This is a genomic window from Bradyrhizobium sp. LM2.9 (assembly GCF_054056555.1).
The window spans coordinates 6,726,994-6,751,768 of the sequence record NZ_JBSRYJ010000002.1; the positions used below are offsets into that span (position 1 = coordinate 6,726,994).

The window sequence follows — 24,775 nt, forward strand, 5'->3', positions numbered from 1 at the left end:
TCTAGCGTCCCTCCCGCGACAAGCGCGGATTGAGCGCGTCGTTGAGGCCTTCGCCGATCAAATTGAGGCCGAGCACCGAGATCAGGATCGCGACGCCGGGAAACACGGTGATCCACCAGGCCTGGCGGATCACGGTGCGGCCGGCACCGACCATGTAGCCCCAGGAGATCAGATTGGGATCGCCAAGGCCGAGGAACGACAGCGAGGATTCCAGGAGGATCGCGGTCGCCACCATCAGCGAGGCCAGCACAATCACCGGCGACAGCGTGTTCGGCAGGATTTCGCGCAGGATGATCCAGGTGTTGCTCTGGCCAGTCACCACGGCGGCCTGGACGTACTCCCGCGTGCGCAGCGACAGCACCTCGCCGCGGACGAGACGCGCGACCGGCGGCCAGCTCACCAATGCGATCGAGGCGACGATCGAATAGATCGAGGGCTGCAGGATCGCGACCAGCACGATCGCGAGCGCAAAGCTCGGAATGGTCTGGAAGAATTCGGTGAAGCGCATCAAGGCGTCGTCGACCTTGCCGCCGAAATAGCCGGCCATGGCGCCGATCGGCAGGCCGACGACCAGAGCCACCAGTGTGGAGACAAGGCCCACAAGCAGCGAGACGCGAGCGCCAAAGATCATGCCGGCGAACACGTCGCGGCCGAGCGCGTCGGTGCCGAGCGGCACGGTCGAGAGCGTGAACGGCGGCAGGAACGGCCGCTGCACCATGCGCCAGGGCGAGTTCGGGAACAGCATCGGACCGAACACCGCGAGTGCGATCGCAAGAAGCAGGATGATGAGCCCGATGACGCCGCTCGGGCTCCTCAGCATCGATTTCCAGAACTGTTTCATGCGGTGAATTCGATGCGCGGGTCGACCAGGCGATAGACCAGGTCGGTGATGAGATTGAATGTCAGGACCATGGCGGAGCAGATCACGAAGACACCAAGCAGTAGATTGTAGTCCCGCTGCAGCAGGGCGTCGTACATCAGCCGTCCGATGCCCGGCCAGGCGAACACGGTCTCGGTGATGACGGCGCCGCCGATCAGCGTGCCGGAATGGACGCCGGCGAGCGTCACGACGGGCAGCAGCGCGTTGCGGAGCACGTGGCGGCGCTGGATCACGGCATCGGACAGGCCTTTCGCACGCGCGGTCTTGACGAAGTCGAGCCGCTTCACCTCCAGCATCGAGGCGCGCGTCATGCGGGTGTAGGTCGCCATGAAGAACAGGCCGAGCGTCATCGCCGGCATGATCAGGTGCCTTGCGACATCGACCACATGGGCAAGACCGGTGAAATTGGCGCCGACGGTCTCGTAGCCGAAGCTCGGCAGCCAATCGACAGCGACCGAGAACAACAGGATGCCCATCAGCGCCACCCAGAAAAGCGGCATGGCGTAGAAGATCAGCGCGAAGATCGTGATGGCGGTGTCGAGCCACGTCCCCGCGAAGCGCGCCGCGAAGGTGCCGAACAGGATGCCGAGCATCAGCGAGATCGCGAACGCGGTCAGCGTCAGCAACAGCGTCGCCGGCAGCCGCTCCAGGATCAGCTTCGACACTGGTGCCTGCTGGCGGAAGGAGAAGCCGAGGTCGAGCGTCACGACGCCCTTGACGTAGACGAAGAGCTGCTCGGGCAGCGGCGTGTCGAGGCCGAACTTCTGCCTGAGCTGCTGGACGAAGATCTGGTCACTTGCACCGGCCTCGCCCGCCATCACGACCGCGGGGTCGCCGGGCGCAAGCCGGATCAGGAAGAAATTGAGGACGACGATCGCGAGCAGGACGATCACGCCCTTCAGGTCACGCTGAGCGATGAAGGAGAGCATTGTTAGATGGCGATCAGATCAGGTTGAACGCAGCGGCAACAGCGGTGCGCCCCCTCTCCCGCTCGCGGGAGAGGGTAGGGGAGAGGGTATTTCCGCAGAGGGATTTGCCAAGTGGAGAGAACCCTCACCCGCTACGCTCTTCGAGCGTAGCGACCTCTCCCGCAAGCGGGAGAGGTAAGGGGAGTTCGGAGCGCGTCTCCTCACTTGTCGAGCCACGCGTCCTTGAAGCCATCATTGATCCCGACGCCCGTGGTGATCAGGTTCTTGACCTTGCAGCGCATAATGGTCGGGAATTGCAGCTCGAGCATCCAGGCCACCGGCACGTCTTCGACCAGGATCTTCTGCGCCTTCTCGTAGATCTCCTTGCGCTTGGAGTCGGGCGTCGCCACCGCGCCGTCGGCGAACAGCTTGTCGATTTCCGGGTTGGAGTAGCCCTCGACGTTGTTGAACACCTGGCCCTTGGCGATGGCGCTTGAGACGTAGTTTCGGCCGACGCCGAGCGCGGGATCGCCATATTGGTAGAGATAGGTGAAGGCGATGTCGTAGTCCCAGTCGCCGATCTTCTGGTTGCCGCCGGCAACGTCGGTGGCGATGGTCTCGATGTTCATGCCGACGTCCTGAAGGTTCTGCTTCACGGCTTCACCCCAGCGCTGCCAGGTCTCGCCATAGGCGAGCGGCAGAAGGCGGATCTTCTCGCCCTTGTAGCCGGCTTCCTTCAGCAGCGTCTTGGCCTTGGCGGGATCGTAGGGGTACTTCGGCACGTCGTCGGTGTAATATTTGATGGTCGAGGCCGATGGGCCGGTCGCAACCTTGCCGAGCCCGTTCCAGATCACGTCCTTGGCGAACTCGCGGTCGATCGCATACATGATCGCCTGCCGCACCCGCTTGTCCGCGAGCGGACCCTGGCGGTTGTTGAGCCACAGCCAGGCCAGCGGCGAGAAGAACTCCCAGCCGGCGCCGGTGACGCAGGTGTCCTTCAGCTTGGAGAGACGGGGCACGTCGAAATTCTCGACCGAGCCGCCGGGCAGTACGTCGACCTTGCCGGTCTCGTACGCCACGGAGCGCGCCGCGGCATCGGGAATGATCTGCCAGTAGATATCGTCGAGATAGGGTTTGCCCTTCTCGTAATAGTTCGGGTTCTTGACCAGGCGGATGAAAGAGCCCTTCTGCCATTCCTTGAACATGAAGGGGCCGGTGCCGACAGGGGCGTTGTTGTAGGGATTGGTCTTCCAGTCGGTGCCTTCATAGAGATGCTTCGGTACCATCGGCATCGAGCCGACCTCGAAGATGCCGAGGAACGGACCGAACGGCTGCTTCAGTGTGAACACCACCGTGGTGTCGTCGGGCGCCTCGACCTTGTCGACCTGCGCAAGGTTGTTGCGGGCGCGCGCATGAGTCTGCTTCAGCATCTCGACCGAGAACAGCACGTCGGCGGCGGTGAAGGGCTTGCCGTCATGCCAGGTCACGCCCTTCCTCAGCTTGAAGGTGTAGGTTTTTGCGTCTTCGCTGACGCTCCAGCTCTCGGCGAGCTCCGGCTGCGGTTCGAGCTTGGGGCTGTAGCGAAGCAGGCCTTCGAAAATGTTGCCCGCCACCATCTGCACCGGGCCGTTCTGGACCATCGCCATCATCAGGCCGGGCGGCTCGGGCTGGATCACGACATTGATCGCGCCCCCTGTTTTCGGCTCTTGCGCCAGCGCCGGGGCCGTGAGGCCGCAGGCCAGGAGGAGTCCAAGCAACACTCGTTTCGACATGTCGTATCTTTCTCAAGCGAGACCAGCCGCGAACGCTTCGCACGTCGTGGCGCGCTAAGCTGCGGCCGGCCCATCCCAGTCCCCATCCGCTATCGAGGCTCACATAGTCCCATTCGGCGCCGCAAGATGAAAGTCTCGACAGTGTTCGCACAAAAAATGTACAGCGCGTCCCGTGATGGCCTTTGGCGGCCAAGCCGGCGCCGCAGCGCCGCCCGATCCGGGCGGGACCCGGCTGGTCGAGGACGGCCGCGCCCGCATCCGGCTCGAGCGCTGCGGGCCGTCGCGCGAGCGCATCTGCGCCTCAGGCCAGGGCCAGACCTTCACCAAAATGCCCGAGGCGCTCCCGGGCCACGAGATTGCGCGGCTCTCGACGTCGTCGTCCATCTGCGCCGGAAGCCCGACGTAGACCCGGCATGCGGATCGTCTAACGCAAGCCCGCTCGCCGGAATCCCTCCATATAGTGCTCGCGATCGGCCTCGTTGGCCCACGGCAATTGCGTCGCGATCCAATGCAGCGAGATGCCGGGCTGGGTGCGGCGGAGCTCGCTCAGCGCCATCTCCGCAAGCACGCCGTCGCCGGTCATGCCGGCAGAAACCGCGAGCACGCGGTAGGCGCCGGTGAGGTCGCCGCGGTGGCGGATCGCCTCGCGCGCGAGCGCGATGGCCTCGCCATAGCGCCGCTCCGTGAAGCGGGCATAGCCGGCGATGCCGTGATAGATCGCCAGGGACGGATCACGCGGCGAGAGCCGCATTGCCCTCTGCGCTGCCTCGAACGATTCCTTCGGCCGCCCGGCATAGGACAGCGCCAGCGCGTAATAGCTCTGCGCCAGCGAGAAGTTCGGATTGAGCGCGAGCGCCTGCTCGAACTCAGACAGTGCGTCCGCAAGTCTTCGTGTCGAGAAGCAGACACTGCCGAGCGCGGCATGCGCCCAGGCATCCTCATGGTCGCAGCGCACCGCGGCGAGCGCGGCGGCCTCCGCCGCCGGCGCCACCACGGCAAGCTCGGTCCAGCCGAGATGCACGCCGAACATGTGGTTCGCCGCGAGCACCGACAGCGCCTGGCCGTAGTTCGGGTCGATCTCGACCGCACGCTCCAGCAGCGTCCGCGCGGTCTCGTGATCCCGCCGCGTCACGCGCCAGTAATGCGACAGCGCCCGCATCAGCAGGTCCCAGGCGTCCAGGCTCGCAGGGGGCTTGCGATGGGCGCGAAAACTTTCCGCTGCGTGAATCTGCGGCTCGATCGCCGCGGCGATCGCGTTGGTGATCTCGTCTTGCACGGCGAACACATCGACCAGCTCGCGATCGTAGCGCTCGGCCCAGAGATGGCTGCCGGTTGTGGCGTCGTTGAGCTGCGCGGTGATGCGCACCCGGTTGTCCGCCTTGCGCACGCTGCCTTCGACGATGTAGCGGACGCCGAGCTCCTGGGCGATCTGCCGGATGTGGACCGCGCGTCCCTTGTAGGTGAAGGACGAGTTGCGGGCGATCACCAGGAACCAGCGTTGCTTCGACAACGCGGTGAGGATGTCCTCGCTGATCCCGTCGCCGAAATAGTCCTGTGCGGGATCGCCGCTCATGTTCTCGAAAGCGAGCACTGCAATCGCCGGACGCTCCGTCTGGGCACGCGGCAGGGCAGCGACGGGCTCAGCGGACGGCGGGGCGAATGCCAATTCTTCCCGGACTTCGCCGACGAAACGAAAGCCCTTGCGCGGAATGGTCTTGATCAGCCGCTGGCTCGCACCGTCGTCACCGAGCGCCTTGCGCGCGGCGTTGATCCGGCTGTTCAGGGCGGAGTCCGAAATGATCCGATCGCTCCAGATCTGGCTGATCAGGTCATCCTTGCTGACCACACGGGTGCGCTGCGCCACCAGATAGAGCAGGAGATCGAACACCTGCGGCTGCAACGGAACGGCGGCTCCGCTGCAGGTCAGTTCCCGCAGGTCGCCGTCGAGCAGGTTGTTTTCAAAGCGAAATCGCACGTTTCTGTCGTCTCAAGCAAAAATCAAAGTCGTCTCAGGCGAAAATCAACCGTCCGCAAAAGTCTTCGGCACTCCGATGCGGCATGGTGCAGCGACCAATGAAGTGCCGGCGTTTTGGCACAACGGAGCTGTTTATGACCCAAATTGATCATCAGGTTCATCCCGTCGGCCCGGTTGCGGGCTCACGCATTTTCAGGTTCATCGCCTTTCTGTACGGAATTGCGGCGTATCTCGTTTTTTTTGTCACCATTCTCTACGCCATCGGCTTCGTCATGGGGCTGGTGGTGCCGAAGACTATCGACACCGGGACCGACACGCCCGCGGCCGAGGCCGTCATCATCAATCTGCTCCTGATGGCCCTGTTTGCGGTCCAGCACAGCGTGATGGCGCGGCAGCAATTCAAGGCATGGTGGACGCAGTACGTCCCCAAGCCGGTCGAGCGCAGCACCTATGTGCTGTTTGCGAGCCTGTCATTGCTCCTCCTGTTCTGGCAGTGGCGTCCGCTGCCCACGGTCATATGGGACGTCGCGAACCCGGATCTTGCTGTGACGATCGTCACGCTGTCGCTGGCGGGCTGGGTCCTGGTGTTCACCTCGACCTTCATCATCAATCACTTCGAGTTGTTCGGATTGCATCAGGTGACCAATCATCTCGTCGGCAGGGAGGCGTCGCCGGCGCGCTTCAAGACGCCGCTGCTCTACAAGTTCGTTCGCCATCCGATCTATCTCGGCTTCATCATCGCGTTCTGGGCGGCGCCGGTCATGACCGCGGGCCATCTGCTGTTCGCCGCCGTGACCACGCTCTACATCTTCGTCGGCATTGCGCTGGAGGAGCACGACCTCGTCGATCTCTTCGGCGACGAGTATCGGCAGTACAAACAACGTGTGTCGATGCTTATTCCCTGGCGCAAGTCACTATAGTTGGCGCGCATTTCCGCCGCGTCGGCCGAACGGAGGATGCGCGGCGGCGCCGAGGCGCGTAACGGAGCTTGCCGACCCGGCCTTCAACGTTTCTCGGGGTGAATCCCCCTCACCCCGACGCTATCAGTGCGAGCAAAGCTCGTCGCGGCCCCGCATCCGTTCTGCCGAGTTACCGGCAAACAGGAGCGGGGAGAGGAATTTAAACCTTCATCAACGGAGACGACCAAATGAAACATGTCGGAAGCTGCTTCTGCGGCGCGGTCACAATCGAGGTCACGGACGCGCCGGAGGCGATGGGTTATTGCCATTGCCGCTCCTGCCGCTCGTGGTCGGGCGGACCGGTGAACGCCTTCAGCCTGTGGAAGCCCGAAGCCGTGCGCATCACCGAAGGCGCACAGAACGTCGAGACCTTTACCAAGACACCGCTCAGCCAGCGCAAATATTGCCGGAAGTGCGGCGGCCATCTCATGACCAACCATCCGCCGCTCGGCCTGGTCGATGTCTTCACCGCCACCATCCCTACGCTGGCATTCGCGCCCGGCGTTCACGTCAATTACGCCGAGACAGTGCTGCCAATGCGCGACGGCCTGCCCAAGCTGAAGGATTTTCCGGCCGAGTTCGGCGGCAGCGGCGAGATGATGCAGGAGTAGCGGTGCCCTTCTCCTCTCCTCTCCTCGCGAGCGGGAGAGGAGAGGTTAGCTACCTCATCCCTGCGCGCCGCAATCCCTCGAGGTAATGCTCGCGATCCTCTTCCCGCAGCATCGGCAGCTCGCGCGTGACCCAGGCGAGCGAGATGCCGGGTTGGGCGCGGCGCAGGCCTTCCAGTGCGGAAGCCGCGAGCGCGGGATCCCCTGACATTCCGGCGGCGGCCGTCAGCACGCGATGCGCGCCGACGAAATCGGCGCGCTGCCGCATCGATTCGCGCGCCATCTGCGTGGCGCCTTCGTAGTCGTGGCCGATGAAACGGGCATAGGCGGCAACGCCGCAATAGATCGCCGCGAGCGGATCGCGCGGGCTGAGCCGCAGCGCGCGGCGCGCGGCGGCATCGCCGTCCTGCCATCGTCCCGCGTAGCACAGCGTCACGCCGTGGAAGGCGTGCGCCATCGCAAAGTTCGGATTGAGCTCCAGCGTCAGCTCGAATTCCGCCAGCGCGTCGTCGAAACGGCGGCGGAATAGATAAGTGTAAGCGAGGCCGTGATGGGCCCAGGCATCCTCACGATCGGCCTCCACCGCCGCGAGCGCCGCGCGCTCGGCGACCGGCACGGTCGCGGCCATGCCGGCCCAGCCCATATGCGCGCCGAAGATGTGGCTGGTCGCGAGCAGGCCGAGCGCCTTGCCATAGGCGGGATCGAGCGCGACGGCCTTTTCGAGCAGTTCTTGCGCGGCGGCATTGTCCTCGCGGGTGATACGCCAGTAATGCGACAAGGCGCGCATCACGAGGTCCCAGGCATCCAGGCTTCCCGGCGGCTTCTGCTGGGCGCGAAAACTTTCGGCGGTATAGAGCTGCGGCTCGATCGCGGCGACGATCGCCTCGGTGATCTCGTCCTGCACGGCGAAGATGTCGGCAAGCTCGCGATCGTATCGTTCGGCCCAGAGATGGCTGCCGGTCGAGACGTCGTTGAGCTGCGCGGAGATGCGCACGCGATCGCCGCTCCGCCGCACGCTGCCTTCGAGCACGTAGCGCACGCCGAGATCTCGCGCGACCTCGTGCATGTGCACGGCGCGGCCCTTGTAGACGAAGGAGGAGTTGCGCGCGACGACGAAGAACCAGCGCAGCTTCGACAGCGCTGTGATGATGTCCTCGCTGATCCCGTCGGAGAAATAATCCTGCTCGCGGTCGCCGCTCATGTTGGTGAAGGGCAGCACCGCGATCGCCGGCCGGTCCGGTAGTGCGAGCGGGGCCTGCAGAACCTTCGCGCCGAAACCGGGTTCCGGAGCGGTCGCCCCACGCTTGGTCTCGACATCGCCGACGAAACGAAAACCCTTGCGTGAGATGGTGCGGATCAGCGCCTGGCTCGCGCCGCTGTCGCCGACCGCCTTGCGTGCCGCATTGATCCGGCTGGTCAGAGTGGATTCGGAGACGCTGCGCCCGTGCCAGATCTTGTCGATAAGCTCGTCCTTGCTGACCACCCGGTCGCGGTTCTCCATGAGGTGGACGACGAGATCGAAGACCTGCGGCTCCACGGCAACGGGAACCTGCTCGCGGCTCAGTTCGCGCAAGTCGGTATCGAGCAGATGATCCCGGAACAGAAACTGCACGTCGAAGACTCAAACCTTACGATGACATCGGCAATAGTAAAATCAAAACGGATTTCGACTGAAGTCTGTGAGTCCGCCGAGGGGCCTGTCCGGTTCACCACGATCGCGTGATGGCTGCCATGCGGTTTGTGAGGAGGAATGCAACTTCGACGAGAATGTGGCGATTGAAGCCGGATGGTCGCGACCGGATGCACCGGGCTACGCCCGCCCCGGAATGACGGGAGTAGGGGGCTTTGTCCATTGCCGAACAGCTCCGTCTGCGTAAGCTGCCTCACACAGAACACAAACCACGAAGAAACGCTCATGCCCGCTTTTCCCGCCTCGACCACCGTGCTCGATTCTATCTTGTTCCGCGATGCCTTCGGTACGCCGCAGATGCGGGAGGTGTTTTCCGACGTTGCGACGGTCGCGCGCTATGCCGAGGTCGAAGTGGCGCTGGCGAAGGCGGAAGCGAAGTGCGGGGTGATCCCGCAGGATGCCGCCGATCAGATCGCGGCGCGGACCGATGTTGCCGCATTCGATTTCGATCTGTTGCGGCAGGAGACCGATGTCGTCGGCTATCCGATCTTGCCCCTGGTGCATCAGATGGTGAAGCAATGCGGCGACGCCGGCCGCTATGTGCATTGGGGTGCGACCACGCAGGACATCATGGACACCGCCGTGGTGCTGCAACTGCGCGCCGGGCTTGAGATCGTCGAACAGGACATCGCCGCCCTGCGCCAGATCCTCGCTGACATCTCGAAGCGCTACCGCGACACGCCGATGGCGGGCCGCACCCATCTCCAGCAGGCACTGCCGGTCACCTTCGGCTACAAGACCGCGATCTGGCTCGCGATGTTCGACCGCCACGCCGAACGTCTGGCACAATTGAAGCCGCGCGTCCTGGTCGGCCAGTTCGCCGGCGCGGCCGGCACGCTGGCCTCGCTCGGCGACAAGGGCTTTGAGGTGCAGGAAGCGCTCTGCGCTGAGCTGAAGCTCGGCGTTCCCGCCTCGACCTGGCACGTCGCACGCGACGGCTTTGCCGAGACCGTGAACTTTCTCGCACTCGTCACCGGCTCGCTCGGCAAGATCGCGCTCGACATCATGATCATGGCCTCGACCGAATTCGGCGAGGTCTACGAGCCGTTCGTCAAGGGGCGCGGCGCTTCTTCGACCATGCCGCAGAAGCGCAACCCGATCTCCTCGGAGCTGATGCTCGCTGCGTCCAAGGCGGTGCGCCAGCACGCCGGCCTCATGCTGGATGCCATGGTGCAGGATTTCGAGCGGGCCACCGGGCCCTGGCACGCCGAATGGATGGCGATCCCGGAGGGCTTCGTGCTGACCGCCGGCGCCTTGCACCAGGCGAAGTTCGCGCTCGCCGGCCTCATCGTGGACGAAAGCAAGATGAATGAGAATCTCGCCGTCAGCCGCGGTCTGATCGTGGCCGAAGCGGTCATGATGGGGCTCGCGCCGCAGATCGGGCGGCAGGAGGCGCATGACGTGGTCTATGACGCCTGCCGGCTCGCCAATGAGAACGGCCTGACGCTGGCGGACGCGCTCTCGTCCGACGCCCGCGTCTCTGCCAGAATCGACCGTGCCACGATCGAGGCGCTCACATCACCGAAAAATTACCTCGGCCTTGCTCCCGCCATGGTCGACCGGGTGCTGAAATCGGCAACGCGTTGAAAACCAAAATGCATGAAACTGCGTATCTTTGGCGTGTCGCAAGGCACTCGCACACTTGTGTCTCGCAATGCTAGACTTAGATTGAGTGAGAGACGTTCGGCAGAGGATCTGGCATGACTGATCAACGCATCACCTCCCCTCCCATCGATCCCGTGAAGCTCGACCGGCTGGCCGAGGTGGCGGTGAAGGTGGGCCTGGGCTTGCGGCCGGGCCAGGATGTGCTCTTGACGGCGCCCGCGATCGCGTTGCCGCTGGTGCGGCGGATCGCCGTGCATGCCTACAAAGCCGGCGCCGGCATTGTGACGCCGATACTCTCCGACGAAGAGATGACGCTGGCGCGCTACCGCCACGGCCACGACAACAGCTTCGATCGCGCCGCCAACTGGCTCTATGACGGCATGGCGAAGGCATTCTCCAATAACACGGCGCGGCTCGCCATCGTCGGGGACAATCCGATGCTGCTGTCGGACGAAGATCCGTCCAAGGTGGCGCGCGCCAGCAAGGCCAATTCGATGGCCTATCAGCCGGCGCTGGAGAAAATCGTCAACTTCGACACCAACTGGAACATCATCGCCTATCCCAGCCCGTCCTGGGCGAAGCAGGTGTTTCCGAACGATCCGGAAGACGTTGCGATCGGCAAGCTGGCCGATGCGATCTTTGCCGCTTCGCGCGTCGACCGCGAGGACGCGATGGGCAATTGGGCGAGCCACAATGCGGTGCTGCGTGAGCGCACCAACTGGCTCAACGGCCAGCATTTTCGCGCGCTGCAATATTCAGGTCCCGGCACCGACCTCACCATCGGGCTTGCCGACGGACACGAGTGGGAGGGCGGGGCCTCGCTGTCCAAGAACGGAATCAGCTGCAACGCCAACATTCCGACTGAAGAGGTTTTCACCACGCCGCATTGCCGGCGGGTCTACGGCCATGTCGTGAGCTCGAAGCCGCTGTCCTACCAGGGCACGCTGATCGATAACATCGCGGTGCGCTTCGAGGACGGCAGGATCGTCGACGCAAAAGCCTCGCGCGGCGCGGAGGTGCTGAACAAGGTGCTGGACACCGACGAGGGCGCGCGCCGTCTCGGCGAAGTCGCGCTGGTGCCGCATTCGTCGCCGATCTCGCAGAGCGGGCTGTTGTTCTACAACACGCTGTTCGACGAGAATGCGGCCTCGCACATCGCGCTCGGCCAGTGCTATTCGAAGTGCTTCGTCAACGGCGCGCAGCTCACGCCGCAGCAAATCGCCGCGCAAGGCGGCAACCAGAGCCTGATCCATATCGACTGGATGATCGGCTCGGCCGAGACCGACATCGACGGCATTCTCGCCGACGGAAGCAAGGTGCCGGTGTTTCGCAAGGGCGAATGGGCGAAGTAACGCGTCTTGCGGCCCATCCTTCGAGACGCCCGCCATTGGCGGGCTCCTCAGGATGAGGTCTTGCTTCGTTGCGACATCTTAGACCCTCATGGTGAGGAGCGCCGCGTTACGGCGCGTCTCGAACCATGCAGGCCGGGCAAGTACCCTCAAGCCCCTCTCACGCGGCCGCGTTGCGCAGCATCGGGCTGTTGTCGATACTGAAGCGGTTGAACAGCGTCGTGAACGGGCTGCCGTCGGTGGCCCGGACGATGGCGTCGGAAGCCGCCACCGCGTCGTAGAGCGCGCCGACCGGATCGCTCGAGTCGGGCAGGTCGAGGCCCCTGCGGATTTCCTCGCGGGCCTCGTTGACGTCGTCCTCGTCGTCGAGCGTCGCCTCCAGCTCATCGGCCGCATGCCGCATCTGAGGGAGGTCGCCGCCGGCGGAAAATTTGAGGATGTCGAGCCAGTAGGGGCGCGCGACGACGAGCTGCACGAAAGCCTCGAAACTCTCCGCGATAATTCCCGCGCGGCCTTCCGATGAGACGTAGAGCACATTCTGCGACGGCAGCAGCACGAACGCGCCGCCGGAGCCGTCACTGCCGATCTGCCGGGGGCTGTCGATGCCGTCGACGGTGAACCAGGGCTCCTCGTCGGTTGTGAAGGAGACGTCGAGGCTGCCGAGCCAGGCGACGGCTTCGCCTTGGGCTATCAGGACCTCCGGGGTGAGGGGCATCGGCATGGCTCCTTCGATTGTCACGTTCGCGCACTTTGTCGCACCCCGGAAAAGGTGGGTTCATGTGCACGAAAATGCAGGGGAATCGCGACGTTAACCGCTTCGGGTCTGCAACTTGCGGCTGATTGTCGAGGCCCGCGTAAGAAAGAATTAAAAGCCGGCTATTAGCGTTCCAACATCTTTTGAAACAATCCGGGCCGAGCCCGGCCGGTCATATTTTATTCCCAGGGGAAAAAGATGTCGCGCTCATTGATTGAAATCGGTAGTTGCAGTGTGGACCTCGAGTTGCGGCCGATCGAGCCGTCCTGGATCATCGAGGGCAACCCGGTGTCGCGCTCGCGCGTCCTGTCCACCAGCTCCGATGGTACCGCTTCGACCATCATCTGGGCTTGCACCGAAGGGCGCTTCAACTGGTACTACGATATCGACGAGACGATCATGATCATGGAAGGATCGATCGTGCTCGAAAGCGACGGCATGCCGCCGAAGCGCTACGGTCCGGGCGACGTCATTTTCTTCCGCGATGGCGCGCATGCCAAGTGGCACGTCGAAGGCCACGTCAAGAAGATCGCCTTCTGCCGCAAGACCAATCCCGCGATGATCGGTTTCCTGATCCGCGTCGTCAACAGGCTCAAGCGGATGTTCGTCTCCGCCGGCGAGCGCCGCCCCGCCTCGCTGATGGGCGCCGGTTAGAGCTCAAACAGTTTCAAGGACGCTTCCCAGCGGCTACGACGGAAGAGGGGTCGGGATCAACATCCCGGCCCCTCTTTCCGTCATGGCGCAAACCTTTTCATGGCAAATCGAGCCGGTAGAAGTCGCTCGCGGTCTGCGAGAATAGCGCCGTCTTCTCGGTCTCGCTCAAGGGCGCGGCGATGCGCTTGAAGGCGTTGAAGATCACCTGGTAGCTGCACTGGCCTTTGTCCGGCGGGAAATTGCTCTCGAACATTGCGCGCTTCACCCCGAATGACTCGATGCAAGTCTCGACATAGGGCCGCCATGCCGCGGCAAGCTCCTCGGACGACGGTGGCTTGTCGCGTAAATGGAAGTCGTGGCCGAGCAAACACATTGCGAGCCCGCCGAGCTTCACTACCACGTTCTCGCATTTCGCGATCTCCCGGATCGAGGCGCGCCACTGCGGAAACACCTCCTCGCGCCGCCCGCCAAAGCGGCCGATTCCGGCCGGACCGCCGCAATGGTCGAGCACGATCCTGGTGTCGGGGAAGGCGCGGGCAAGTTCGGTCAGCTCGCCGATCTGCGGATGAAACAGCCAGGCATCGAAGCTGAGGTTCAGCGGCGCGAGGCAGGCAAAGCCTTTGCGGAACGTCGGGTCCTGCAACAATCCCTTCGGCCGGTTCGCATACATGCCGGCGACGGCGGGGTCTTCGTCCCAGGCCGAGGAATGCCGGATGCTGCGGAAGCGACCGTTGCCCGCGGCGATCTCGGCCTCCAGCACCGGCTTTGCGGCGTCGCCGAGCAGAAGATTGGCGTGACTGACGATGCCGGCGCAGATCGCGGCCTTGCCGTAAGCGCCGCTCGCGCTCATCGCGGCCACGCCGTTGGCGAACTCGACCTCGCCGACGGGCCGGAATGCTTCGGGCCCGTGCGCGCGATACATCGAGCGGCAGTCGACATAGACGGTGGCGATGATGTTGTGGCCGGAGGCGACATCGGCTGCCATCTCCTCGATCAGATAGCGGTGTCCGCGATTCCAGAGATGGTGATGGGGATCGACGATCGGCCGTAAGGGATCGATGATCTCCTCCTGATGCAGCGCGAGCCAGTCCTCGCGCGGCTCGACGAATAGCCCGCTCGTGTTGGCGGGCAGACTGCTTGCAGCCATCGGCGTTCGCTCCCCTTGCGTATGCTTCTTGTTCTGGGAGCCTAGCACCTTGTCCTCGCACGCAGCAGCGCGCGTTGCGCAACCGCACCCGTCATCGCGGGCACAGCGGCGCCGTCGTTAGCCCTTGCGCCGCTTCGCCTTCACACCCACCATCAGCCGCCAATCGGTTGCGCTAGCCGGCTTGACCTCGCCGAGCCAGTGGAAGAAGTCCTCGGTGATCTCTGTAAAACTCCAGCGCGTCAGGTCGCCGGCTTCGGTCGTGCCTTGCTGCACGATGTCCTCGCCGCGCGGACGGCCGATCTGTTGGCGGAATACGCTACGGCCGGGATCGAACCAGGAAATCCGCCATGCATCGATGGTCGGATCGTAGACCCGCAGCGTGGTGCCGTACCAATTGCCGGCGATCGGCAAGGCCGGGCTGCCTGTCGGGCGCGGGATGATCCAGACGTCCTGCACGGCGCGGCCCTCCAGCACCCAGCCGAAATGGATTTCGCCGGGCGCGGTGTGTTTCGTTCCGTGGGGGCCATGGGCGCTGATCTCGGCATCCCAATCGCCGACGAAGCGGCCATAAAGCTGGAGCGCCGCCGCGTGCTCGGGGTTCGGTCCGTCCGCATGCAATAATCTCGCAAAGTCTGTCATGTCGATCTCCTCTGCTCAGGAGACCAGCACGGCCGGCCGATGGCCGGCTTGGAGAAAATTGCGCGTCAGACGCCGTCGAGGATAATCACCGTCGGCTTCGACGGCAGCGCATCCCGCGACATCCGGAAACTTCGCTCCATGCGCCGGTCGATCTCGAACTGTTGGCCGATGAGGCGCATAAACTCGTCGAGCGGGGTCGCGAAGCGGTGCATCGGCAGCACCACCGAGGCGCGCAGCCGTTTGGTGATCTCGGAGACGCCGTCGAGCGACATAGTGTAGGTGCCGTCGATCGGCACCATTACGATGTCGAGCCGCCCGATCTGGGCAAAATGGCTGTCGTCGAGCTTGTGGTGGAGATGGCCGAGATGGCCGATGCAGAGGCCCGCCACCTCGAAGATGAAGATCGAATTGCCGTCGCGGATCATGTCGGCGCCGGAATCGTCGCCGAAATAGCGGCGGATGTCGGTGGTGACATTGCGGATGAAGGTGTCGCCGATGCGCTCCGAAACCAGCGCCGGCTTGCCGTCCTCGCCCCAGCCATGCAGCACATGAGGAATGCGCCTGTCGGGATGCAGAGAGTAATGCGTGCTGTGGGCCCGGTTCATGGTGGCGACATCGGGCAGCCGTCCCACCTGATAGGCGCCGCTATAATCGGTGGCGATGCGCAAGCCGCCGGGCGTGTCGATGAAATAGGTGGAATGGCCGGCATAGGTGATCTGGACTTCAGCCGAGGCCGCGGCCTGCCGGAACGCGACAGGCGTCACGCGGGGGGCCGCATTCGCCATCGCCAGGCATTCGCTGCGCTGAGGCTGCTGGGCGAAGGCAGGTGTTACCAGCCAACCGAGAAGCGCACAGACCGTCAGCAATAGTCGAGACATCAGGAACCGTCCGCCGCTTATCGACGATCTGATGAGTGTATCTACGAATTATCCTCGCGTCATGTGGTGCTGGCGAGCCGCGCCATTCCGCCGCTCGCCTCGATCAGTTTCACGGCCTTTTTGTCGAACGACACGAAAGTATCGGCCCCAAGCCAATTGCCTTCGTGGGCGATGACGCCATCGGCAAAATCGCCTCCGGCGTCGAGGAGCGCTAATCCAGCCTCAGCTACGGGCCGGTTGACGACCACATTGGAGGCATTGATCAAGTGCCGGATCGAAGCCGCGATATTTCCAGCAGAGGTTTTGTAGCCTCGTGAGAGGACCCAAGCTAACTCGCATAATGCGGGAATCGAGATGGCTATTAGGTCCGCGTTCTCCAGAAGGGCTTCGGCCAACTTGCTCTGTTCGGCATCATCGCCGACCAACACCCGCACCAAGACGTTGGTGTCGGGTGTTATCTTCATCGCTTGCCGGCCCAGCCATCAGCAATGACCGCGTTCATCTCCTCGATCGAGAGCGATCGACCGTTCGTCTTTCCTTTGAGGAAGCCGAAGGCATTCGAGATCTTCCCGGTGGGCCGAACTGCCTTCACCTCAACTCGCCCCCCAGGAAGCTTTTCTATCGAGATTTTATCGCCCGGATGCACACCGAGATGTTCCAACAGGTCCTTCCGCAACGTGACCTGCCCCTTTGCCGTGACGGTGAGCGTGCTCATGGGATTCCTTCGATCCTTGAGATCTTCGATAAGTAAGGCAATTTATCCTTACTTTCAAGGGAGGCCGCCTTCACTCCCGCCTTCTAATTATTCACGCCTTGGGCTGAACTTCCAGGTGATGGCGACCAGGCTAGCGGTGATCAGGCCGCTGACGAGACCGGCGATGGGCAGCGCGAGCAGCAGCGCTGCGCTGGCAGCCCAGCCGATCGAGGAGAACGCCTCGGCGAAGGTCGCAAGCCGGGAGGAAGTCTGGCGGCGGCGGAATTGGCTGCGCCGGGCCTGCACCCGGAACCAGAGCTGGATCGCGGTCGCGGACGCCGCGCTGACGATGACCGCGCCGGCGCTGACCGCGGCCTGGAATGGCGAGACGAAAGCGAGCGCGGCGATCAGCGGGCAGAAGATGACGGCAATCGCGATCAGCACCACTTCGATCTTGGCGCGGATGACGCTGGACGAAGTTAGCGGCGCGGTCGCGACCAGATCAGGCGCGTCCTCGCCCGAGATCGTCAGCCAGGCGAGCCCGCCGGCGAGTTGTCCCGCCGCCATGACGATGACGGGCGTGATCAGCGTCAGCGCCGCGGAGCTGTCGGCAAAGCTGCGCCAGAGCAGCAGCGCCGGCGGCACCAGATAGAGCAGCTGCATCAGGGTCTGCGAGATCAGCCAGGGATCGCGCCACAGCAGCGAAAACTCCTTGCGCCGCAGCGCCTGCTGCCGCGACCCGCCGCGGAACGGGCGCTCCTTCGCGCTTGTGCGGCCGGATGCGCCATAGGCGGCGGCATCGATCGCGGTGTCTGCAAAGCGGCCCGAGAAGATCGCCATGACGCTCCCGAGCAGCACGAGGCCGAGCGCCAGAAGCAGCAGCAGCGCTTCGCTGTCGCCGATGGCCGCGCGCGCCGGCCACCACCAGATGCTGTCGACGTCGGGGGCATGGTCAGCCACGCTACCCGAGGTCAGGATGGTGAAGCGCGACAGCGTGCCGTAGGACATGATTGCCGCGACCTGGAGCGCGATCACGAAGCCGGCGCCGATGATCGCGGCGAGGATCTGCGCGACGAACCGTGTCCGCGCCGGGCCGATCAGGCGGAACAGCAGGATGGTGACGGCAATCGCGATCGCCGCAGCCGACAGGCCCATGGCGACGACAAGGCCGAACGCCGCAAGCCAGCGTGCGCCGCCCCCGAACACCAGCACGTCGATGAAGGGCGTCGAGAACAGCAGCGCTATCACCGTGACGGTGAGTGCGATCGCGGCGATGCGCACCGAGAACAGATTGGCCAGCGTCGCGGGCGAGGACATGATGAGGTCGAGATCGGCGCGGGCGTAAAACACCCGCGTCACCGATTCGATCGCCTGTGACAGCATCAACGTCCAGGCGAGAAAGATGGTCGCCGAGATCACGATCAGCGAGGATTTGTCGAGCGGCAGTTCCAGGTCCGCGAAGCGGCCGATCACCGCCCAGGCAGGCACGTGCAGCAGCGCCGCGAACAACAGCAGGCCGATCACCGCGACACGCGCCCGTTTGCGCCGCCCGCCGGTCATCATGGCGAACCATTCGCGCCAGGCGAGCCGAAGCTCGTGGCGGGCAAACCAGGAGAGCGCGGTGGCCGAACTCATGCGGCTTCCTGGAGCGTCACCAGCGCGATGAAGAGATCTTCCAGGCTGGTATCGGCGTGGCCGTTCTGCTGGCGCAGCTCGGTCAGCGTGCCCTCCGCGACCAGGCGCCCGGCTGCGATCACGCCGATGCGGTCAGCCATGCGTTCGGCGACCTCGAGGATATGCGTGGTCATGATGACGGTGCAGCCGCCGCGCACGCGATCGCTCAGCAATCCCTTCACGTGGCGGGCGGAGACGGCGTCCAGTCCCGTCAGCGGCTCGTCGAGAATGATGAGGCGGGGATCGTGCACCAGTGCGCCGGCGAGAGCGACCTTCTGGCGCATGCCCTTGGAAAAGCCCTCGCAGCGTTCGTGCCGGTGCGGCTCGAGCCCGAGCGAGGCGAGCAGCCCCTCGGCGACCAGTTCCGAGACCGATGGTGCGATGCCCCACAGACCGGCGACGAATTCGAGATATTCGAGCGGGGTGAGCTTGTCGTAGATCATGGGCTCGTCGGAGACCCACGCCATCACCTGCTTGGCGGCGACGGCGTTTTGGAGCGCATCGATGCCGAAGATCGAGACCGCGCCGGCATCGGGCCGCAGCAAGCCGGCAACCATGCGCAAAGTGGTGGTCTTGCCGGCGCCATTGGGGCCGACCAGCGCATAGAATTCGCCGGCATGGATGGTGAGATCGAGGCTATCGACCGCCAGGCGGTCAAAACGCTTCGTTAACCCCAGGACTTCGAGCGCCGAGTCGTCCGGCTTCATGACGGCCACACTTTGCGGGTTTTGCATCGCCCGCGACCATGATCCGAAGATGTTGCGGCACCGTGAATCGCGCTGCCGCAAATTCCGTCGTCCGGATTGGACTAAAGGCAAGTCACCGTTTGTTGACAGCGCTTGGCGGTTCAGGCTGAATTGGCGAAGGGACGAATGGCGCGAACGCAGCGAAACGACTGCGTAGCGACTGAACACAAGATGCGGCAAGGCGGTCAGGAAGAACCGCCGGTTGTATCGGGAGGATGCGCGGCGATGCTGGATTTCGTTCAGCAGCTGGTCAGCGGTGTTGCGCTCGGCTGCGTCTACGGCCTGATCGCGCTCGGTTTCGTGCTCGTCTACAAGGCCACCGAGGTCGTCAACTTCGCTCAGGGCGATTTGATGATGCTGGGCGGCTTCTTTGCCTTCACCTTCATCGGCATGTTGGGCCTGAACTACTGGGTCGGCTTTGCCGGCGCGGTGGCGGCTATGGCGCTGTTCGGCATGCTGGCCGAGCGCGTGGTGGTGCGGGCCGATCCTCGGCTATCCGCAATTCTCCATCATCATGGCCACCATCGGGCTCGGCTATTTCCTGCGCTCGGTCGCCGGCATGATCTGGGGCACCGACGATTTCAAGATCGACACGCCGTTCAGCCAGGGCGTGCTGCGCATTGGTTCGCTGGTGCTCGCCTACGACAAGCTCTCGGTGATCGCGGCCACCGTCATCCTCTGCACGTTGCTCTGGCTGTTCTTCAACAAGACCATGCTCGGCACCGCGATGCGCGCCAGTTCCGAGAACATGCTGGCAGCCTATTACATGGGCATCCCGGTCAAGCGCGTGGTGTCGATCGTCTGGGCGATCAGCGCTGCGGTTGCGACCTGCGCCGGCGTGCTGCTGGCGCCGATCACCTTCATCCATTCCAATGTCGGTCTGGTGCTTGGCCTGAAGGCGTTCCCGGCCGCCGTGCTCGGCGGGTTCGGCTCGATCCCCGGCGCCGTCGTCGGCGGCGTCCTGATCGGCGTCATCGAGAGCATGGCCGGCTTCTATCTGGTCGAGGGCTGGAAGGACGTCGCGCCCTACATCGTGCTGCTCGCCGTGCTCCTGCTGAAGCCCGAAGGCCTGTTCGGCCGTCACGTCCGCAAGAAGGTCTGAACGCCATGCGCTTCCTGTTCAAGACCGACTATGAAGACGACATCAAGCTGTTCCCGCATTCGGGCTATTTCGTCTCATACGGTCTCCTGCTGGCCGTGCTGCTGATCGCGCCCTATGTGCTCTCCAGCTATCTGATGAGCCAACTCGTCTTCGTCTGCATCTATGCGACCGTCGGTGTGGCGCTGCTGATTTTGACGGGCTTCACCGGGCAGGCCTCGCTCGGCCATGCGGCGTTTCTCGCGATCGGCGCGTATACGGCGGCGTACCTGCAGAAATATGGAGTGCCGTTCCCGGTCTATTTCCTCGCGGCCGGGCTCCTGACCGGTCTGATCGGTGCGCTGGTCGGCTTCCCCGCACTGCGGCTGCAAGGCATTTATCTCGTCATCGCCACCATCTCCTTTGCCTTCATTGTCGAAGAGATCCTGGCGCGCTGGGAGAGCGTCACCAACGGCAATGAGGGCATGCGGATCAAGGCGGTGGCGCTGTTTGGGATCACAGTCTCGCGCGACAGCCCGACCTTCTATTTCCTCTGCCTTGCCGTGCTGGTGCTGACCATCGTCGGCACCCTCAATTTGCTGCGTTCACCTACCGGGCGCGCCTTCGTCGCGATCCGCGACAGCGAGACCGCGGCGCGCAGCATGGGCGTCAATGTCGCGCTGTACAAAGTCAAATCCTTTGCGATCTCGGCGGCGATCACCGGCTTCGCCGGCGTGCTGTTCGCGCACAAGCTCTCCTTCATCTCGCCGGAGATGTTCACCCTGCAGCTCTCGATCGAGTTCATCATCGTGATCCTGATCGGCGGCACCTTCAGCCTGCACGGCGCGGTGTTGGGGGCGATCTTCATCGTGATGATCGATCCGTTCCTGACCTACCTCAAGGACGACATGCCCGGCATCATCGCCGGCATTGCCGCGACGTTCGGAGCAGGCACGCAAGGCGCGGCCAACATCCAGTCCAAGGTCGCGGCCTTCGCCTCGCTCAACGGCCTGAAAGGCGCGATCTACGGCATCATTATCGTATTGTTCGTGCTGTTCGAGCCGCTCGGGCTCTACGGCCGCTGGCTGAAGATAAAACTCTTCTTCCAGCTGTTCCCACTCTACAAGCGCGCCACCTTCAAGCGGCAGAAGATCTATGTGAAGTCGGAGCGCAACCGATGAGCTATTTTCGCGCAGAGAATCTGTCGCTGCATTTCGGCGGGCTGAAGGCGGTCGATGCGGTGTCGTTCGCGGTGGAGAGGGGCGAGATCCTCTCGATCATCGGACCCAACGGCGCTGGCAAGAGCTCGATCTTCAATTTGATCTCGCGGATCTACCGGCCGACCTCGGGCCGCATCTTCTTCGAGGACCAGGATATCACCGAGCAGCCGCCCTACGACATCGCAAGGCTCGGCATCGCCCGCACTTTCCAGAACATCGAGCTGTTCGAGAATGCCACCGTGCTGTCGAACCTTTTGGTCGGCCGCCACCGGCATTCGACCACGCAGCTCTGGCAGGAGCTGTTGTTCCTGCCAAGCGTGCGCGCGGGCGAGAAGCTGCATCGCCGCCGGGTCGAGCAGGTGATCGAGTTCCTCGATCTCGAGCCTTATCGCGACAAGCTGATCTCCGGCCTTCCCTATGGCGTGCGCAAGGTGATCGAGCTTGCGCGTGCGCTGTGCTCGGAGCCCAAGCTGATCCTGCTTGACGAGCCGTCCTCGGGCCTCAACGTCGAGGAGACCGACGGCATGTCGTTCTGGATCCGCGACCTGAAGAACGATCTCGGCGTCACCGTGCTCATGGTCGAGCACGACATGTCGCTGGTCAACCGCGTCTCCGACCGCGTCATTGCGCTGAACTACGGCCGGGTGCTGGCCACGGGCTCCCCCGCCGAAGTGCAGCAGCACACCCTGACGTCGTCGCCGCGTATTTGGGAGCCTGACGCATGGACGCCGCCGTCACGCCCGATATCATCTTGAAGCTCTCCAACATCGAGAGCTATTACGGGCCGATCATGGCGATCCGCGGCATCTCGTTGGAGGTGCCGCGCGGCCGTATCGTCACCCTGCTGGGCGCCAACGGCGCTGGCAAGACCACGGTGCTGAAGACCATCTCCGGCATTCTCGATCCGCAGAAGGGCGCCATCGAGTTCATGGGCAGGCCGATCCAACGCATGGAGGCGGACAGAATCGTGCGGCTCGGCCTCAGCCACGTGCCGGAGGGACGCGAGGTGTTTCCGTTCCTCTCCGTGCGCGAGAATCTGATGATGGGCGCCTATCCGCGTAGGGATCGTGACGGCGTTGCGGAAGATCTGGAGCGTGTCTACGGCTATTTCCCGCGTTTGAAGGAGCGCATCAACCAACCGGCCGGACAGCTCTCCGGCGGCGAACAGCAGATGCTCGCGATCGGCCGCGCGCTGATGAACCGGCCGACGCTGCTGCTGCTCGACGAGCCCTCGCTCGGCCTGTCGCCGCTGCTCGTGAAGGAGATCTTCTCCATCATCCGCCGGGTCAACGAGGAGCAGGGCATGTCGATCCTGCTGGTCGAGCAGAACGCCAAGGTTGCGCTGGAGACGGCGCACTACGGCTATGTGCTGGAGATCGGCCGGATCGTGATGAACGACACCTGCGACCGCTTGATGCATTCCCAGGACATCCAGGAATTCTACCTTGGCGCCAAGGAAGCGGGCGCGCGAGGCGAGCGGCGCTGGAAAAAGAAGAAGACTTGGCGTTAAAGCAGGCGTTAGAGCAAGACTTGGTGTTAGAGCAAGACTTGGCGTTAGATCAGGATACCCGCCCGTAACAATAGACCGCCGGCAAGGCAGGCAGCGGAGGAGAACGCGACAAGGAGGAGACGTGCATGGCTCGACAGGCGGTGCTGACGGTCGCTGACACCATCGCGAAAAGCTTTTTGCGCGCCGCGGAGATGCGGGGCAGCAGGCCGGCTATACGCGAGAAGAAATTCGGGATCTGGCAGCCGACGAGCTGGCGCGAATGGCTGGAGATCTCGAAGGAGATCGCCTACGCGCTGCACGCCATCGACTTCACGCCTGGCGACGTCGCCTCCATCATCGCCAACGCCGTGCCGGAATGGGTCCATGCCGACATGGGCATTCTATGCGCCGGCGGCGTCTCCTCCGGAATCTATCCGACCGACGCGTCGTCCCAGGTCGAATACCTCGTCAATGATTCCCGGACCAAAGTGATTTTCGCCGAGGACGAGGAGCAGCTCGACAAGGTGCTGGCCTGCCGCGCGCGCTGTCCGTCTCTGCAAAAGGTCATCGTGTTCGACATGGAGGGCCTCAGCGGCTTCTCCGACGACATGGTGATGTCGCTCGACGAGTTTCGCGCGCTCGGGCGCAACCACATGGCCGGCCGCGAGGCGCTGTGGCAGGAGATGGTCGACAGTCGCGGCGCGGGCGATCTCGCGGTTCTCGTCTATACATCGGGCACCACGGGTCCGCCCAAGGGCGCCATGCACGCCAACCGCAGCGTCACGCATCAGATGTGGCACGCCAATGATTTCATCCCGGCCCGCGAGAACGACGACCGGCTGATCTTCCTGCCGCTCTGCCATGTCGCCGAACGGATCGGCGGATATTACATCTCGGTCGCGCTCGGCTCGGTGATGAATTTTGCCGAGAGTCCGGAGACCGTGCCGGACAATCTGCGCGAGGTGCAGCCGACCATCTTCCTCGCGGTGCCGCGCGTCTGGGAAAAGTTCTATTCCGCCATCACCATCGCGCTAAAGGATGCGACGCCGTTCCAGCAATGGGTCTACCGCCGCGCCATCGGCATCGGCTATCGCATGGTCGATTGCAGGATCGAAGGAAAGGCGCTGCCGCTGTCGTTGCGCATCGCCAACGGCATCGCTTACCGGCTCGCCTTCCGCAACATCCGCCGCATGATCGGGCTCGACCGTTGCCGCATCGCCTTCACCGGCGCGGCGCCGATCGCACCGGATCTGATCCGCTGGTATCTCGCGCTCGGAATCGACATCCACGAGCTCTACGGGCAGACCGAGAATTGCGGCGTCGCGACCATGATGCCGGCGGAGCGGATCAAGCTTGGCTCGGTCGGCAAGGCTGTGTCGTGGGGTGAGGTCGCGCTGTCGCCCGACGGCGAGATTTTGATCAAGGGCGACTTCCTGTTCATGGGCTATCTGAACCAGCCGGAGAGGACAGCCGAGACCATCGACCATCGCGGCTGGCTGCATACCGGCGACGTCGGCACCATCGACAATGAAGGCTTCGTCCGCATCACCGACCGGATGAAGGACATCATCATCACCTCCGGCGGCAAGAACATCACGCCGTCCGAGATCGAGAACCAGTTGAAATTTTCGCCCTACATCTCGGATTCCGTGGTGATCGGCGACAAGCGGCCGTACCTCACCTGCCTCGTGATGATCGACCAGGAGAATGTCGAGAAATTCGCCCAGGACCACGACATCCCATTCACCAATTATGCTAGCCTGTGCCGCGCGACGGAGATCCAGGACCTGATCTGGCGTGAGATCGAAGCGGTCAACGCCAATTTCGCCCGCGTCGAAACCATCAAGAAATTCTATCTGATCGAACGCCAGCTCACTCCGGAGGACGAGGAGCTGACGCCGACCATGAAGCTGAAGCGCGGCTTCGTGAACAAGCGCTATGCCGCCGATATCGAGGCGATGTACCTCGCGCGGGCGGTGGCTTGACCAATCTCGTTCGAAAACAGCGAAGGAGTGATGGCCCCCACCCTTCGCATCATGCGGGCCCCAAGGAGAGG

Annotated in this window: 22 protein-coding genes and 2 pseudogenes; 11 read left to right on the top strand and 13 right to left on the bottom strand. The window is 63.6% G+C overall.

The window, feature by feature from the left end:
- Window position 1: 1 nt before the first annotated feature.
- From ACVWW3_RS34405 to ACVWW3_RS34415, 3 genes are all read right to left on the bottom strand, one after another.
- Window positions 2–841 (bottom strand): ABC transporter permease, encoded by an 840-nt coding sequence (locus ACVWW3_RS34405; RefSeq protein WP_247344285.1) that lies wholly within the window; start codon window positions 839–841, stop codon window positions 2–4.
- Window positions 838–1,809, bottom strand: coding sequence for an ABC transporter permease (locus ACVWW3_RS34410; protein WP_456651728.1), 972 nt, complete (start codon window positions 1,807–1,809; stop codon window positions 838–840). Before ACVWW3_RS34410 ends, ACVWW3_RS34405 begins: the two co-directional genes overlap by 4 nt.
- Before the next feature lie 200 nt (window positions 1,810–2,009).
- Window positions 2,010–3,560, bottom strand: coding sequence for an ABC transporter substrate-binding protein (locus ACVWW3_RS34415; protein ID WP_456651727.1), 1,551 nt, complete (start codon window positions 3,558–3,560; stop codon window positions 2,010–2,012).
- 175 nt (window positions 3,561–3,735) lie between these two features.
- Between ACVWW3_RS34415 and ACVWW3_RS34420 the strand changes: the two genes are divergently transcribed.
- Complete coding sequence (locus tag ACVWW3_RS34420) at window positions 3,736–3,966, top strand: hypothetical protein (RefSeq protein WP_456651726.1); 231 nt, start codon at window positions 3,736–3,738, stop codon at window positions 3,964–3,966.
- 18 nt (window positions 3,967–3,984) lie between these two features.
- Here the strand turns inward: ACVWW3_RS34420 and ACVWW3_RS34425 are convergent, their stop codons facing one another.
- Complete coding sequence (locus ACVWW3_RS34425) at window positions 3,985–5,535, bottom strand: winged helix-turn-helix domain-containing protein (RefSeq protein WP_456651725.1); 1,551 nt, start codon at window positions 5,533–5,535, stop codon at window positions 3,985–3,987.
- Between the two features lie 134 nt (window positions 5,536–5,669).
- On the opposite strand from ACVWW3_RS34425, the gene mddA reads away from it, so the two are divergent.
- Together mddA and ACVWW3_RS34435 are read left to right on the top strand one after the other, a co-directional pair.
- Window positions 5,670–6,455: a methanethiol S-methyltransferase gene (mddA, locus tag ACVWW3_RS34430; RefSeq protein ID WP_456651724.1), complete on the top strand. Its 786-nt coding sequence runs from the start codon at window positions 5,670–5,672 to the stop codon at window positions 6,453–6,455.
- Between the two features lie 227 nt (window positions 6,456–6,682).
- A complete protein-coding gene (locus ACVWW3_RS34435; RefSeq protein WP_247344269.1) occupies window positions 6,683–7,105 on the top strand; it encodes a GFA family protein in 423 nt (140 codons plus the stop codon).
- Window positions 7,106–7,154: 49 nt separating this feature from the next.
- Here the strand turns inward: ACVWW3_RS34435 and ACVWW3_RS34440 are convergent, their stop codons facing one another.
- Window positions 7,155–8,714 carry a winged helix-turn-helix domain-containing protein gene (locus ACVWW3_RS34440; RefSeq protein WP_456651723.1) on the bottom strand — a complete coding sequence of 520 codons (1,560 nt, stop codon included), beginning with the start codon at window positions 8,712–8,714 and terminating at the stop codon, window positions 7,155–7,157.
- A gap of 303 nt (window positions 8,715–9,017) precedes the next feature.
- Here ACVWW3_RS34440 and pcaB point away from each other — a divergent pair, with 303 nt between their 5' ends.
- Both pcaB and ACVWW3_RS34450 read left to right on the top strand, forming a co-directional pair.
- Window positions 9,018–10,379 carry a 3-carboxy-cis,cis-muconate cycloisomerase gene (pcaB, locus tag ACVWW3_RS34445; protein WP_456651722.1) on the top strand — a complete coding sequence of 454 codons (1,362 nt, stop codon included), beginning with the start codon at window positions 9,018–9,020 and terminating at the stop codon, window positions 10,377–10,379.
- 113 nt (window positions 10,380–10,492) lie between these two features.
- The gene (locus ACVWW3_RS34450) at window positions 10,493–11,749 is read left to right on the top strand and encodes an aminopeptidase (RefSeq protein ID WP_247448432.1); all 1,257 of its coding nucleotides are present in this window, start codon (window positions 10,493–10,495) and stop codon (window positions 11,747–11,749) included.
- Window positions 11,750–11,906: 157 nt separating this feature from the next.
- Here the strand turns inward: ACVWW3_RS34450 and ACVWW3_RS34455 are convergent, their stop codons facing one another.
- Complete coding sequence (locus ACVWW3_RS34455) at window positions 11,907–12,461, bottom strand: hypothetical protein (protein WP_456651721.1); 555 nt, start codon at window positions 12,459–12,461, stop codon at window positions 11,907–11,909.
- A gap of 237 nt (window positions 12,462–12,698) precedes the next feature.
- Between ACVWW3_RS34455 and ACVWW3_RS34460 the strand changes: the two genes are divergently transcribed.
- Complete coding sequence (locus ACVWW3_RS34460) at window positions 12,699–13,154, top strand: cupin domain-containing protein (protein ID WP_247344256.1); 456 nt, start codon at window positions 12,699–12,701, stop codon at window positions 13,152–13,154.
- Window positions 13,155–13,251: 97 nt separating this feature from the next.
- On the opposite strand, the gene ACVWW3_RS34465 is transcribed toward ACVWW3_RS34460, so the two are convergent.
- From ACVWW3_RS34465 to ACVWW3_RS34495, 7 genes are all read right to left on the bottom strand, one after another.
- Window positions 13,252–14,301, bottom strand: a complete 1,050-nt coding sequence (locus tag ACVWW3_RS34465; RefSeq protein WP_456651720.1) for an amidohydrolase family protein — start codon at window positions 14,299–14,301, stop codon at window positions 13,252–13,254.
- Between the two features lie 117 nt (window positions 14,302–14,418).
- Window positions 14,419–14,940 carry a hypothetical protein gene (locus ACVWW3_RS34470; RefSeq protein ID WP_456651719.1) on the bottom strand — a complete coding sequence of 174 codons (522 nt, stop codon included), beginning with the start codon at window positions 14,938–14,940 and terminating at the stop codon, window positions 14,419–14,421.
- 65 nt (window positions 14,941–15,005) lie between these two features.
- Complete coding sequence (locus ACVWW3_RS34475; RefSeq protein ID WP_456651718.1) at window positions 15,006–15,818, bottom strand: MBL fold metallo-hydrolase; 813 nt, start codon at window positions 15,816–15,818, stop codon at window positions 15,006–15,008.
- A gap of 59 nt (window positions 15,819–15,877) precedes the next feature.
- Window positions 15,878–16,282 (bottom strand): type II toxin-antitoxin system VapC family toxin, encoded by a 405-nt coding sequence (locus tag ACVWW3_RS34480; protein ID WP_354103148.1) that lies wholly within the window; start codon window positions 16,280–16,282, stop codon window positions 15,878–15,880.
- Window positions 16,279–16,533, bottom strand: a complete 255-nt coding sequence (locus ACVWW3_RS34485) for an AbrB/MazE/SpoVT family DNA-binding domain-containing protein (RefSeq protein WP_456651717.1) — start codon at window positions 16,531–16,533, stop codon at window positions 16,279–16,281. Before ACVWW3_RS34485 ends, ACVWW3_RS34480 begins: the two co-directional genes overlap by 4 nt.
- Before the next feature lie 87 nt (window positions 16,534–16,620).
- Window positions 16,621–18,147, bottom strand: a complete 1,527-nt coding sequence (locus ACVWW3_RS34490) for a permease (protein WP_456651716.1) — start codon at window positions 18,145–18,147, stop codon at window positions 16,621–16,623.
- On the bottom strand, window positions 18,144–18,893 hold the full coding sequence (locus ACVWW3_RS34495; RefSeq protein WP_456651715.1) for an ABC transporter ATP-binding protein: 750 nt from the start codon (window positions 18,891–18,893) through the stop codon (window positions 18,144–18,146). The genes ACVWW3_RS34490 and ACVWW3_RS34495 overlap by 4 nt, the downstream gene beginning before the upstream one ends.
- Window positions 18,894–19,157: 264 nt before the next feature.
- Here ACVWW3_RS34495 and ACVWW3_RS34500 point away from each other — a divergent pair.
- From ACVWW3_RS34500 to ACVWW3_RS34520, 5 genes and pseudogenes are all read left to right on the top strand, one after another.
- Window positions 19,158–20,034: pseudogene (locus tag ACVWW3_RS34500) on the top strand (branched-chain amino acid ABC transporter permease).
- A gap of 5 nt (window positions 20,035–20,039) precedes the next feature.
- A complete protein-coding gene (locus tag ACVWW3_RS34505; protein ID WP_456651714.1) occupies window positions 20,040–21,191 on the top strand; it encodes a branched-chain amino acid ABC transporter permease in 1,152 nt (383 codons plus the stop codon).
- Window positions 21,188–21,948: pseudogene (locus tag ACVWW3_RS34510) on the top strand (ABC transporter ATP-binding protein). Before ACVWW3_RS34505 ends, ACVWW3_RS34510 begins: the two are co-directional and overlap by 4 nt.
- Before the next feature lie 3 nt (window positions 21,949–21,951).
- The gene (locus ACVWW3_RS34515; RefSeq protein WP_456672292.1) at window positions 21,952–22,740 is read left to right on the top strand and encodes an ABC transporter ATP-binding protein; all 789 of its coding nucleotides are present in this window, start codon (window positions 21,952–21,954) and stop codon (window positions 22,738–22,740) included.
- A 125-nt stretch (window positions 22,741–22,865) separates the two neighbouring features.
- A complete protein-coding gene (locus ACVWW3_RS34520) occupies window positions 22,866–24,704 on the top strand; it encodes an AMP-dependent synthetase/ligase (protein WP_456672293.1) in 1,839 nt (612 codons plus the stop codon).
- Window positions 24,705–24,775 lie beyond the last annotated feature (71 nt).